At 55.7% G+C, this 13,953-nt stretch carries 9 protein-coding genes; all 9 read right to left on the bottom strand.

The window, feature by feature from the left end; genetic code table 11:
- Nucleotides 1-219: 219 nt before the first annotated feature.
- Nucleotides 220-465: a hypothetical protein gene (locus AC07V0_RS28825; RefSeq protein ID WP_495020132.1), complete on the bottom strand. Its 246-nt coding sequence runs from the start codon at nt 463-465 to the stop codon at nt 220-222.
- Nucleotides 466-1,267: 802 nt separating this feature from the next.
- Entirely contained in the window at nt 1,268-1,588 is a 321-nt protein-coding gene (locus AC07V0_RS28820; protein WP_495020131.1) for a hypothetical protein, read from the bottom strand.
- A gap of 452 nt (nt 1,589-2,040) precedes the next feature.
- Nucleotides 2,041-2,310 (bottom strand): hypothetical protein, encoded by a 270-nt coding sequence (locus AC07V0_RS28815; protein WP_096480011.1) that lies wholly within the window; start codon nt 2,308-2,310, stop codon nt 2,041-2,043.
- Between the two features lie 618 nt (nt 2,311-2,928).
- The gene (locus AC07V0_RS28810; protein ID WP_495020130.1) at nt 2,929-3,159 is read right to left on the bottom strand and encodes a transposase; all 231 of its coding nucleotides are present in this window, start codon (nt 3,157-3,159) and stop codon (nt 2,929-2,931) included.
- Between the two features lie 136 nt (nt 3,160-3,295).
- Nucleotides 3,296-3,664, bottom strand: a complete 369-nt coding sequence (locus AC07V0_RS28805; protein WP_105345757.1) for a hypothetical protein — start codon at nt 3,662-3,664, stop codon at nt 3,296-3,298.
- A gap of 2 nt (nt 3,665-3,666) precedes the next feature.
- A complete protein-coding gene (locus tag AC07V0_RS28800) occupies nt 3,667-3,831 on the bottom strand; it encodes a deaminase domain-containing protein (RefSeq protein ID WP_138867983.1) in 165 nt (54 codons plus the stop codon).
- 115 nt (nt 3,832-3,946) lie between these two features.
- Nucleotides 3,947-4,204 (bottom strand): hypothetical protein, encoded by a 258-nt coding sequence (locus tag AC07V0_RS28795; protein WP_064618474.1) that lies wholly within the window; start codon nt 4,202-4,204, stop codon nt 3,947-3,949.
- The gene (locus tag AC07V0_RS28790; RefSeq protein WP_495020129.1) at nt 4,201-13,347 is read right to left on the bottom strand and encodes a two-partner secretion domain-containing protein; all 9,147 of its coding nucleotides are present in this window, start codon (nt 13,345-13,347) and stop codon (nt 4,201-4,203) included. The genes AC07V0_RS28795 and AC07V0_RS28790 overlap by 4 nt, the downstream gene beginning before the upstream one ends.
- A 24-nt stretch (nt 13,348-13,371) precedes the next feature.
- The coding region (locus tag AC07V0_RS28785) for a ShlB/FhaC/HecB family hemolysin secretion/activation protein (protein ID WP_495020128.1) at nt 13,372-13,953 on the bottom strand (582 nt) is incomplete at its 5' end.

The following is a 13,953-nucleotide window of genomic DNA, read 5'->3' as shown; positions in this document are numbered from 1 at the left end:
GGGAAATCAGGGACAGACCACGTTTAATCGAAAGAGCACTGCCCTGCTCCCAAAAAACGTGGTCTGTCCCCGTTTATTTGTCCCCGTTTATTCCCCGGGACAGATCTATTTTTTGGGGCGCGCACCACAACCAAATAAATAAATCCGCCCACTTTCTTGTCGCAATATTTATTGAAGATGGGACATAACAAACAATTAGATCCGCCCTCTCTTGCTTTATTAAGCTTTGACTAGAACAAACTCCAAAAACACATCGCTATCTGCGATCGATTCAATAAACAATTTAGCTGCTTCTCTGGATGCTGTCGGAAATTCTCTCCCGGCTACAGCAACCAGAGTGGAAAAGTCAGCAATACAGTCCATATCAGGAACTCTTTTGCCTCCTGCTATTTTAAAGCCTTCAATTCCGAGCACTGCGGCGTCATTTTGCTCGCAAAACCCCAACAGTTTAATCGCATCATCCAAGCTAAATAGAGGCGTGCCCCCCCCCAGAGCAGGGTCGGCTCCAGCTTAATACCCATCAGTCCGAAATCTTTCATTAAATCAATCCCAAGAGTATAAACGGGTATATAAACGGGTATAAACGGGGACAGACCACGTTTTCCATCTAAAAAATCTAGTGCTTTTTCGGTCTGCCCGGGCATCCCCGCCGAGCTCGTCGCCCAATTATAGCTTCAATTTCGGCTGCAAATCGCGAACCACCAAGTACATAGTTGCCATTGGTGGCAGCCCGAATCTGGTCAACCAATCCTATCTCCAACTCGCTTCTAAAAAGCTCGCGATAGACTTCAGCAGTCGATACATCTGTGTCCCCAAGCGATAGGTACTGAGCATGCGGGGTAATGAGATGCGAAAACTCTGATTGTGCGTTAGCACGATAACTCGACCAACGATATTCCGCAGGATGCGTCACCATTTTGGCTCTGACAGGATTCATCTCAATGTAGCGATAACAGGCCAATACATAACTATCACTTTGAACAAGGCACGAACGGAAGCGTCCTTCCCATAAAGTCCCACTACGTCCATATGTACGATTTATGTATCGCACATATCGTTGCCCTATTCCTTTCATAAGCAAACTGGTACTGCTGAGGAAAACGGGGACAGACCACGATTAAATTGAAGGAGCATTATCCAGCCCCTCGATAAATGTGGTCTGTCCCCGCTTTCGCGTCCCCTTTACGTTTCACTGGGACAGATCACATTTAAATCGAGCCTGCCAAAAAACGTGTTCTGCCCCGTTTATCCATCTACCATAAACGCATCAAAAATCCTCGTGCCTCAGCAAGCTAAATCCGCCTTCTACTTTTAACATACCCATTAATTCAAGAGAGCGATTTGTCGCATTTACATAGAACAGAATTGGGTATTCGGCAAACGCTTGTTCTACAGCTTCACCATCGAAAGGATCAATGTTATTTTTCAGAACAAAATGCTCAGAACCACTGTCACCCTGAAAATAATAAACACCGCCGTGATAAGTGCTATCTCTTTCCTCAAGCAGGATTCCAGCAAGATCTTTTATCTGCGCCCTTGCCAAAGCCAGACTCAAATATTTCATTCCATACAAATCATAAGTTTTCATTTTGGTAGTACTACGCTCGGTGCTCGGCTCGTAGCTGCAGCCGAAGAGTCATAAATCATAAAGTTAACTTCACGACCTGCTTGTGAACTCAACTTGCTAGCGAGATCTTGCAATCCAAGAGCTTTTAGATCTCTTGCACTCAGTGGACCAGTGCGCGTTCCTCCGCTTCTAACCCCTATACCTAAAGCTTGAGCACGCTGCAACAGCTCTGGACTTGCCAACGCCACATCGAAATCACTGACTCTTCCAGTGGGGAAAACGGGGACAGACCACCAGGAAATCGGGGACAGACCACGATTAAATTGAAGGAGCATTATCCAGCCCTCGATAAATGTGGTCCGTCCCCGTTCTCGCAATGAAGTTTGTGGGGATCCCTCAGGGTCTGCCTCCGTTTTTCGGGTAAAAAAACACCGGCGCTAGGCCGGTGTCAGATCACATCCAGGCGTCTACAGCTAAAAAGAGACGTTCAAACCGCAAGCGGAGATAAAGTCACGCATCGGTATATCAAGAGAGCTACTCTCTCCAGCAGAAAGAACATCTTGCAATGTGACAATGCCTTTTTCAAAATCTAGAGAAACGTCAAAGCAATTAAACTCGAACTCTCTCAACAGAACGTTCTCTGAGCGCATCCGCTCATCAAAGGCATCTTTCAAAATAGAGCGAACGCTGTCGTCCAACTCTTGGACGACAAATTGTTCCATTAGTGTGCCGCCACTACTCATAACCATTCCTAACTAGTACGGGAATGCAGTCTGAATCACACCATCCCGAACATTTATTTTGATTGTCGATGTTGGAGCGCCTGAGACGTTTGTTCCAATCACCTTGCCTGCGTTGTACTCAAAACTATAAACGGGGACAGACCACGTTTTCCATCTAAAAAATCTAGTGCTTTTTCGGTCTGCCCGGGCATCCCCGCCGAGCTCGTCGCCCAATCATAGCTTCAATTTCGGCTGCAAATCGCGAACCACCAAGTACATAGTTGCCATTGGTGGCAGCCCGAATCTGGTCAACCAATCCTATCTCCAACTCGCTTCTAAAAAGCTCGCGATAGACTTCAGCAGTCGATACATCTGTGCCCCCAAGCGATAGGTACTGAGCATGCGGGGTAATGAGATGCGAAAACTCTGATTGTGCGTTAGCACGATAACTCGACCAACGATATTCCGCAGGATGCGTCACCATTTTGGCTCTGACAGGATTCATCTCAATGTAGCGATAACAGGCCAATACATAACTATCACTTTGAACAAGGCACGAACGGAAGCGTCCTTCCCATAAAGTCCCACTACGTCCATATGTACGATTTATGTATTGCACATATCGTTGCCCTATTCCTTTCAAAGCAAACTGGTACTGCTGTGCTCATGAGGGCTAATCAACAAATGGACATGATTAGTCATAAGACACCATGCGTGAATTTCACACGAATTTTTGTTGGCCTGTTCAGCAAGCAGCTCTAAATAAAAAAGGTAATCATCCTCTGAAAAAAAGCAAACTGATCTATTATTTCCTCGTTGAATCAGATGCAAGGGGACACCTGGTATCAAGAGACGTGCTCTGCGTGGCATATGGTGAATCCGTTCACAATTAATGATGCCAATAGCTTAGTCAATTCTATGAAAAACAATCTCCCTATCTATTTCACACTATTTCAGATCGCTAAAGTGCGACACAGAAAAATGTAGTCTGCCCCCATTCTCTCGATCACTTTAAAAAATTTTCTTTCACAAAATCCATCTCTAATTTCATACGCTCCAAATCCTCTCCACCCACCCCAGCTTTTATTAATTCTTGCACAGCACACTTCCCATATATATCAGCTAAAAGCTCCAACATCTCCTGAGCGTACAGGCTATCCTTTGACAACACCAACCCACGACGGGCTCCTTCCATATATATAGCAGTTTGAAGAACCGCATTTATTCCTGGCGAACCATCCTGAAGCAAACTTTCCGTCTCATCTTGGACATATGCAAACGCCTGTTCAGGCCGAAACTTTCGCCCTTCAATAGCATCACTATAAAGTCTTTTTACCAAACAAACCGCATCATAAAAATCAAGATCAGCCTTCACGTTTAATTCTCCACTGTAAACACGTTCAACTGAATTTTCGGGTATCGATCGCGAAACTGTCTAATCACATCAGTACAGCTAGGGCAAACCGACTTCTCCGATATTAGATTTATTTGCCCAACAGCACTCGGATTGTCTCCTAGCCGCTGAGCGACAGTTTCAAGAATTTTGAACTCTGGGAAAACGGGGACAGACCACGATTAAATTGAAGGAGCATTATCCAGCCCCTCGATAAATGTGGTCTGTCCCCGCTTTCTTAAAGAGCCGAAAAATTACAAAACACTAACGCGCTTGACCGCGTCCTCTGTTGACAGCATCCAGAAGCAGTTCTAGCTCAAGGCCATAACTATTCGGCTCAAAGCTTTCCTCTATGCCGTTCATCATAAACTCATTTGAAATCAACTCGCATAGCTCGTCTATCTCACTCGATGATAATGAACCATGAAGTAATTTCTCAGCTAGTGTCAGCTGGAATTCTCCCGCCAAAAAACACAATGCAACTAAAAGCTGCCATTGGGCGCTCGTTAAGACACAGTTCATTTTCCAGTCCCCGAAGATGATTTCCCCCAACCGGTGACCACTTTACCTTCAGCATTGACCACTATGACTGCATCCGCCCCCGTATACCTGAATGTTGGACCGTACTTTGAAGGGACATATTCAATTTTTAGAGGGCTAGACCAAGCGCTACTGAGTGCAGAAGGGCTAACACCAATGCCGCCATCCCTTCCTGCAAATTGCTCCAATGCGTGATTTGAATAGCTAGTGATCTGTGTAGGTGCCCTTGCTCCGGCAGCCTGCTCGGCAACCAATTGCATTTTGAGTCTAGCAGCATTAGCTGCGCTGCCTGCTCCTGAGTCAGGAATAGAGGGAATACTTTTTGTGCCGATATCGACGGGGGACTTTACGCCAGTCAAACCACCATCAATCGCGAGCCCGAGGCCAACGCCAACCGCTGTGGCTGCAGATTCATTGCCTCTAACAACATCCGCACCACCGCCCTGCATGATGTGTAGATTGTCCAAATACCCTTTTAAACGCAACTCTTCGGGCAAGCTCAGGATCGAATTCCAAGCGTTTTCGATATCCTCAGCAGCGCAGCTCGGGCAATTGGCTGCGCCCATTGCCCACAGCGCTGTTTTCGATGCACCGCTAGCCGCTCCCTCCAGCGCCAAGACAAAGCCTTCTTGGCTGCCCTCTCCTTTGGCATTCAAGACTTCTTGCATGTATTTAGCGTCTGTTCGGTACTCCAGAGGATCGACCAAGGCGACGTTTTTCAGGACCTTCTCCAAGGAGGTTCTGTCCTTGAACAACTCCACCAACCCCACACGCTCATTGTTGTAATCAGCCAACGAAACTTGTAACAGGTGATCATTTTTGGCTTGAGCCAACTCTGTTCTGAGGAAGCTTGCCGCTTTAGCGGTATTGCCATCCTCCTCACTGAGGACACTGTTCCAACCGCGATCAACCATTGCCGCGGCTGTGCGTAAGAGTTCTTGCTGGGCCTCCTCAATGGTCAGTCCGTTCTCACCGGCAAAACGCTTAACACGCTCATCGTCGCTAGCGAACTCAATTTCATCGGGATGCAACTGTCGGTTGTATAACGTCCCGTTCTGCGCGACCCATGCTCCCGTTTGCAGCTTGTCGGTATCGGCATCAGGGTCTTGAACAGCTGTCGCCAGCACGCCGATCAGCTGCGAGTTCATGGCCAACAGTCGATCCCTATCCGCTTTCGGCATCCCGGCATAGACCGAGGCCAAATCGTCGACCAGGGCTTCGTTGACGCCGGCCGCCAAGGCACCCGTTTTAAAGTCTCCGCCCGCAACGAGCGAGGCCAAGCCACCCATCACCGCGTGCAAGCCGATTTTGGCGAGTCCTCCGTTTGGCAGGTTGTTCTCTACGCTGATATCACCCACGAGGTTGAAGCCATAGGCAGCAAACGCATTCACCAGACTGCTTTGCAAGGCATCACCAAGGCTGCCGTCGCGACCCAGTGCTTTATTGAGCAGCGCAGAGGTGCTGTTTTGCAGCGCCTGGTTCGCGGTGAATTGGGCGATACCTCCCAGACTACTCAGTCCACCTGGATTGGAAACTACGACCTTGCCCGTATTAGCCAAAGCCCCGTTGGTGGAATCAGTCAACGCGGTACCTGATTCTGTGGTGGTGCTGGCCCAATCGTTGAACAGACCGGTGGCAAGACCCGCCACGGCGCCGGAAACGATGTAGTTTTTCATGCTTTCGGCGCTGAAAGTTTCTTTAATGGCGGCGCCAAGATTGCCTTTATTGTTGATGGTACTGACCGCAGCCGTACTGGCTGCGGAGGTCATCATCGCGGTGAGAGCGGCGTTCGCCCAACCAGCGGCGACCGCTTGCGACGTTGCGGTCGCTGCAGCACCGGCTGCAAATGCGCTGCCTGCCCCTGCGTTTGCGGCAGAAGCCACGAAACCGGAGGCTGCACCAGCCGTGAAGTAGGTGACGAGGATGACGATAATGATCATCGCCGGGCCACCCAGCCCGGAATGGCTTTCATCCCAGCTGTCATGCAGCTCTTTAACCCGACGCCAATCCACATCGCCCCGCGCTTCTACGTCCTTGAGCCAGGCCATGCTCGGGTCAGCTTGCACCATGGCATCGATCGCCTGGCTCACGCTTTGTTGGTTGATGTCTTTGATATCGATGTGTAACCCATCAACCGCTTTGATGAGCGTCTGGCCTTTAGCGACCAGCTGGCTTTGCCGCAGCGTTTCATCAACCTGGCCTTTGTTCTCCATGCTGGTCCACGCCCAGCTGTTGCTGCTCTTGTTGTGGCTCTCCTGGTGAGAGTCCTTCACCGCTTCGAAAGTGATGCTGCCACCACTGTCCAGCGTGATGTCCTTGCCACTCTCCAGCTTCGCCACCTGATAGCGCTGATCTCCACCACTGGACAGCGTCAGGTCACCACCGGACTTGATCTGCGTACCGATGTGGGTGATCTGCGTCACTTCATCGTGCTGGGTCTTTTTACTGCCCCAGCTGCCGCTTTTTTTCATGTCGTACAGTGTGTAGTCGCGGTCCTGTGCAGCCAGCAGTTGCAGGTCGCCGTCGGCGTGCAGGTAGGCTTCTTTGCCGGCGCTGATATCGCTGGCAACCAGCGTCATGTCCTTACCGGACTTGAGGGTGAGTTTGCCGCCGGCCTCCAGCGTGGTGCCGATCTGGCTGACGTGGTCTTCCTGGCGGGTTTCCTTTTTGTCCTTGAAGTAGCTGTGTTGTTCGTCGGCGGCGGTGGCGAACAGCAGGTCGCCCTTGGCGTCCATCGTCACGTCGCCTTCGGCGTCGAGCTTGCTCGCCACCACGGTCACGTCGCCGCCGGAATTGACCGTCAGGCCACCGCCCGCGCTGACGCTGGCGCCGTGCTGGGTGAGGGTTGAGTCGAGGAAGTCGGTACGGCTGTCGGAGTGGCGCTCTTCTACGGCGGTGATGCTGACATCGCGCTTGGCATCGATGGTCATGTCGCCACCGCTTTTCAACACACCGCCGGTGTTGAGGACGTCGCGCCCGGCGTTGATCACCAGTTTGTTCGCGGCCTCGATGCGGGCGGCGCTGTCCACGAAGTCGCGCGCGTGGCTGTAGTCGCCGACGCTGCTGTCGTGGGAGGTCACCGTGCGTTCGTTGACGACGTCGCCGTTCGTGGCCTTGAGCGTCACGTCTCGCCCGGCAATGATGCCCCCCGCCTTGTTGGTCAGGTTATTGGTGGCGAGCAAGTTCAACCGTTCCCCGGCCTCCACCAACCCGCTGCTCACCAGATCATTCTTGGCCGTCGCCTCCAGGTTCTGGCTAGCGCGCAGAGTGCCGGCGTTGTTCAGGTTCTTGCCGGCGATCAGGGTCACGTCGCTGCCCTGGATCAACGCGCCGTTGGCGGCGAGGCGGTTGTTGGCGTTGGCCAGGTACAGCACCGGCACCAGGACTTTTTCGCCGTTCACTTCGTGTTCTTCGAGCCAGACGATGTCGTGGGTCAGGGCCGCGACTTGCTGTGACGTGAGGGTTACGCCGAGGCTCAGGTTGAGTTGGCTCTTGCTGGCGATGGCGTTGTTCATCAGGTACTTGAAAACCGCCTCGTCCGAGGTCTGGCCGTCGATGAAGCGCTGGCCGGTGCGGGCGACCACGGCTTGCTGGATCAGTTTCTGCTCGTAGAGGCCGTCGCCCAGGCGCTTGGCGCTCTGGTCGGGGTTGTAGCCCAAGCCTTGGAGCAGGTAGTCCGAACTCATGAATTGCTTGAGGTCGGTGAGTACCGGGTTGGTTTCGATCAGGTATTTGTGCGGTTGGGATTTGCCGGCGTTGCTTGGCAGACCCTGGACGCGGTTGAGGGTGACCGGCGTAGACGATGCACCGGCGGTGACTTTACCGCCGCTAAGCGTCCAGCTCTGCGGGCCGGTCGAGGTCGGGGCGCTGCTGCCTTCCTGGCTCAGACGGAACAGACCGTTCTGGCTGGTGGGCAGGTTGAAGCCGGGAAGCGTGAGCGGGTTGACTTGTTGCTGGGCCAGATCCGGCGACAGTTGCGCGTTGATAGTTACCGGCGTGGAGTAGCCGTTGCCGGCCCCCGTGTCAGTGTTGGTCTTTCCACCAGCGACGTAGCTGTAATAAGGACACACCACACTGTTGTCGATGGTTTGCGTCGCGTTGAGTGAAATGTTGCCGCCGGCCTGGATCACCGCATCATAGGAACTGCCGGAGCCCGCTACCGTGGTGGTGCTTTCGGTCAGCATGCCGCCGCCCAGCAGGCTGATGAAATAGCTCAGATCCGACTCGACAGTGGCCGAGGGTGTCGGACTGTTTTTATCGTTGAAAGCCGCCGCCGCGGGCACCGTGGCGAAGATTTGGTCGACGTAGTTCCAGAATGTGCGCTTGGTGATGATGTCCTGCTCTTGCAGGCCGGTGTTATTGATCGTGTCGGCAGTGACAGTGATGTTGCCTGTGGACGCAATGGTGCTGCTGGTGTTGTTCAACACCTGAGCGTTGATCGTCATGTCGCCGCCGCTGGTCAGACTCGCGGCCTCGCTGCTGTCAGAGACCTTCAGGCGGTCGGTCTCGGCAATCTCCCAATGGCCGTTACGACGCGAACCGCTGCGGAAGTCGCACCCCGCAATCGGGATCAGGTTGCAGTCCAGCTCAGTGATCACCACCGAACTTTTCTCATGCGCGGTGTATTCCAGAATGTCCCGTACGTTGTTTACCGTCAGGGCATTGATGGTCAGGTCCTGCGCGCTGTAGATATCGCCGGAACGGTTGTCCAGCAAGTCGGCCTTGCCGCTGTCGCGGTCCCGGCCAATGTGCACGTTGCTCAGGCCATAGACCTGGCCATAGGCGTTGGTGAAGCTGGACAGCAGCAGCCGCATATCGCCGCCACTGGAAATCAGGCCGCGGCTGTTGAGCAGTGCGCCGGTGGTGAGGGTCAGGTCTTTACCGGAACCGATCGTGCCGTAGTTGTTAAGGTTGGCGGCGCTGATGATCAGGTCGCCGCTGGAGGTCAAACGGCCCTGGTTGTTCAACTCGCCATTGATGTTAACCGTGGTGTTGCCACCACCGGCGATGCTGGTCGCCGCGTTGAGGGTCAGTTGATTGGCTTTGAGTGTCAGATCACCGAGGCTGCTGGTGCGACCATTGCCGCTGTAGTTGCCCCAGAGGGTCAGATTGAGTTTGCCATCGCTGGCGATCAAGCCATCGTTATTCCAATTGCCGCCGTTGCCGGTCAATTGGCTGACCGCCAACAATTGGCCGCCGGATGTCTGATTGAGGCTGTTGACGTTGACGGTCAGGCGATCGGCCTGGATCACACTGCTGTTGGTCCAGCCGTCGGCGTTGAGCGTCAGGCTGCCACGGGTGACGAAGGTGCCGCCGGCGCTGCCGATTTGACCCGTCGCGATATCGAAAATACCGGTACCGACGTGCAGCACGTTGCCGCTGACGTTCAGCAAACTACCGGCAGTGAGGGTCAGGTTGGTGTTGGCGGATTCCACGGTGCCATTGCGGTTGTCGAACAGGCCCCCGATGGCGAACGCGGTTTTACCATTGTCGCCCAGTGCGCGAAGTTGACCGGTCTGGTTGTCGAGGCTGGCGGCGGTGATGGTCAGCGTGCTTTCACTTTCGATGATGCCCAGGCGGTTGTTCAATGCACCGCGCAGGCTCAGGTCGATCTGTTGCCCGCCGATCTGCCCGTCGTTGTCGCCGCTGTTGTCGAAGTTATTGCCGGTGACGCTGACCCGACCCTTGGCGTAGAGGCCGCCATTGCGGTTGTCGAAGTTGCCGTTGGTGCCGGTGTCGACGATGGCGTCACCGGTTTGCGCGGTGATACGCCCGCCATAGTTGTCGAGGCCAGCCAGTGCCTTGAGGTTCAGGCTCTGGGCCTGAATGACCCCGCCCTGACGGTTATTGTTCAGGTCATAGCCGTTGCGCAGTACGCCAGAGATATGGCTGCTGAAGGCGCCTTGCAGGCTGGAGAGCACACCGCCACGGCTGTCGAGGCTGGCGGCGGTGATGTCGAGGTTGCCGCCCTTGGCAACGATGCGCCCGCTCTGGTTATCGATGGCGCCGCCGGTTTTCACCGTCAGGTCGCCCTGGCTTTGCAGGGTGCCCTTGGCGTTGTCGATGCTGGCGGCGTTGAGTGTCAGGCCGGCGTTGCTGCTGAAGATCTGACCGTTGGCGCTGTTCTGTACGACGCCACTGGCCGTGATCGTCAACAATTCACTGGCCGCGACAGTGCCGCCATTGCGGTTATCGAGGCCACCGGTCAACAGGCTCAGCAAAGCCTGGCTTGCAAGCTGGCCGCCCTGGTTGTCGACCTGCTGCGCGCGCTGAATCACCAGCGGGCCGTTGCTCGCCAGTTTGCCGCTGGTATTGGTCAGGGTGCCGAGCAGATCGAGGGTGATCGCGCCCTTGCCCGCGAAGGTACCGGCGCTGTTGTTCAGATCGGTACCGGTGAAGCTGATGTCCTGCTGGGCATTGATGGTTGCATTGGCGTTGCTGAGGGTTTGGGCCTGGATATCCAGAGCGGCGCCGCTGTCGATCAAACCACCCTGGGCGTTATTCAGTGTTCCGGCAATGACGAAAGTTTGCGCACCGGCACTGGAAAGAATGCCGTTGTCGCTGTTGTCGAGGCTGGCCGCCGTGACCTTCAACGTGCCGTGACTGACCAGAGCGCCTGCGTTGCTGTTACGCACAGCGCCGGTGAGGTCCACCAGCACGTCACCGTCGCGGCTCGACAAGGTGCCCTCATTACGGTTGTCGAGGCTGCCGCCTAGAAGGCTCAGGTTTTGCCAACCGGAAATCAGTCCATGGAGGTTAGTGGTGGTATCGGCGGTGAGGTCCAGTTGCTGACGGCTGATGAGTTTGCCGTCGCTGTTGTCCAGGTTGCGGCCCGTCAGCGTGTAGCTTTGGCTGCTGGAGAGTTCACCGCTGCGGTTGTTCAAGTCCCGCAGGTTGCGGATGCTCAGTTGACCGGTGGTGGTGATCAGGCCGTTGGCGTTGTTCAGGTCGCCCATGACGCCGCTGAAGTCGATGGTAATGGCACTGCCGAGCAACGAGCCGCCGTTCTGATTGTTCAAACTCGCCGCGTTGATGTTCAGGTTTTGGGTGGCGTTGATCAGCCCCTTGTCCTGGTTATCGAGCTGGCCGGTAACCCGAAGATCGAGGTTGGTGCGGCTGGTAAGGGTGCCCTCGTTGTTGTTCAGGCTTCCGGCCTGTACATCGACGCTTTGCGCCGCGATCACGCCTTTGACGTTGGTCAGGGACTGCTGCACGCGCAGGGTCACGGCCTGGTTGCCGAGCAGTTTGCCGTTGCTGTTGTCGAGGCTGTCGGCCGCCAGCGTGAACGCTTGGGCACTGGAAATTTCGCCGTTGCGGTTGTCCACTTGCGCGAGGTTTTTTAGCACCAGCAACGGGGCGTTAATCAAACCGTTCTGGTTGTTCAGCTCGCCGTGATTCAGATCCAGCGCCAACGACGTAGCGCTGGTGAGCTGCCCACCATCATGCTGATCGAGACTGACGACACTGGCGGTCAGCGCTTTGTTGCTGGCAATCCGGCCCCCGCTGCTGTTATCGACCTTGCCGGCATTGAGGCTCAGGGCGTCGAGGCTGGTGAGTTTGCCGCCCTGATTATTCACCGTCGCCGTGGCGGTGATGCTCAAGGCCTGACCGGCGTTCACCAGCCCTGCCACGTTATCCAGAGTCGCCATGCGCAACGTCGCGGCGGCCAGGCTCGAGAGTTCGCCAGCGCGATTGTTCAGATAACCAAGGGTGGCGTTGAGATTACCGGTACTGGTAATCAGACCATTGCCATTGAGGACCTGATTGGCCGCGAGATTGAGACTGCCGTTACTCAACACCCGACCTTTGTTCTGGTTATCCAGGGTCCCGGCGGTGATGTTGGCGGTTTGCCCGGCGCTCAGCGTACCGCCCTGGTTAGTCAGGGTCTGCGCGGTATTCGCGGTGAGATTGCGACTGGCAACCACGCTTTTGCCGCTGTTGTTGAGATTCTGCGCGCTCAGGCTCACATCGCCCGTGGCGTTACGGCTGGTGTCAGCATTGACCCCGGCTTCGATGATGCTGTTGTTGGTCAGCACACCACCGGCACTCAGAACGATGCTGTCTCGCGCCGCAAGGGTTTGCTGGTTTGTCAGGTTGCCTTGGGTTTGTACGTTGACGGAGGTGCCGGCATAAACCGGGCCTTGGGCATCAAGGCTGGCGGCTTTGACATTCACCGCACCGGCAGCAGAAGTCTGCGCCAGGCTGAGATGGCCATTGGCGTCGAGCTGGATATCACCACCGCTGGCGGCCAGGTTGCCGTCGAGTTTCACCCCGACCCCGGCTTCGGTGCCGACCAGTTTGATCGCCTCGGCGTACATGCCGCCCAAGGCCGATGAGTCGATGGCCAGTTGCGGCTTGGCGCTGCCGTCATCGGCGCGGGCGGTGGCGTTGAGGTTGTCGGCATTGACGTCGTTGCGACCGGCGACGATGGTCAGGTTTTTCGCCTGAATCTCGGCGTTGATCTTCGCGCTGCGGGTGATGATTTCGAAGCTGTCGACGTTGTTGGCATTGAGCCCGGCGCCATCAATCGTGACGCTGCCCTGATCGACCTGAAAGCGATCCAGTCGACCGTTGTCGAGCACCGGTTTGCCGGTGGTCAACGTCACGCGTGGCGTGTTGATGAAACCGCAACCGTTGCAGCTGATGCCGTAGGGGTTGGCGACGATGACCCGCGCCGATTGCCCCGCCACTTCGGTGTAACCGCGCAACTGGCTCGGGCTGCCACCGACGACTTCGTTGAGGATGGTTTGCGCCGCGGCCCGGTTGGTCAGGTTGGGGTTGCCGACGATGATCCCGCCCAGTTGCGTCGCGCCGGTCTGCGCGGCGACGTTGTTGAGGATGACGCCTTGGGTGCCGACGTTGTAATCCTGAAACTGGTTATGCGACAGGCCGGTGCCGTTGGGGGTGGCGATCTGGATGATCGGCACGCCATTGCCCGCCTGACCGAGGCTGGTGCCCGGTGTAGCCACGACGATGCCATCGGCCTGCGCCCACATCGGTTGCCAGAACATCACGTTGGCCAACAGGAACGCCAGTCCGCGCTTGGGCATGCCCAGGAAGTGCTCGCGGGTTTTCACGGCGGCAGAAGGTTGGCGAGCGAGAAAAGCGTAGTGGCGAACGTCCATGTGAAAGGTCCCGATGCAGCGAAATTAGAGGAAGATATCCAGGCGGAAATAGATCGGCGCTTCGCGCTCGGTCAGGGTGTCCGGACGTTCCAGGGAATGGGCAAAGGTCACGCTGGCGGCCAGGTGCTGACCTCGGGCGAACAACTCCACGGAATCGCTGGACAGGCGCCCGTGCTGATCGCCGTTGTAGCGGTCATGGGTGATCACGCCTTGGTCGTAGCCGAGGCTGGTGCCGTATTCGGCGAACACCGGGCGCAGCCATTCCAGGGTGACCGGGCGGCTCCAGCGCAGGTCGTTGCGCCAGTAGCCGCCGCTGTCGCCGGACAAGGACTGGTCCTTGTAACCACGGATCGAAGACAGCCCTCCGAGGCTGGTGCGCTGCGGGCTGAACAGCACGTCTTCACTACGCTGGCCGGTCATCAGGCTGCTGAAACTGAAGGACTCGCCCCACAGCTTGAACGGCTGCAGATAACTCGCGGTGGCGGTGTATTTGCGGTAACGCGCGTTCGGCTCGCCGGGGCCCGGATCACCGTTACCCTGGGCGTCGAACGCGCCGATGCCTTGTTGCATGCCCAGGTCGAGGTTGACGAAGGCACTGCCGACCCG

The organism is Pseudomonas sp. GW821-FHT01E10 (assembly GCF_059422365.1).
This window is presented reverse-complemented; position numbering and strand designations above follow the sequence as displayed.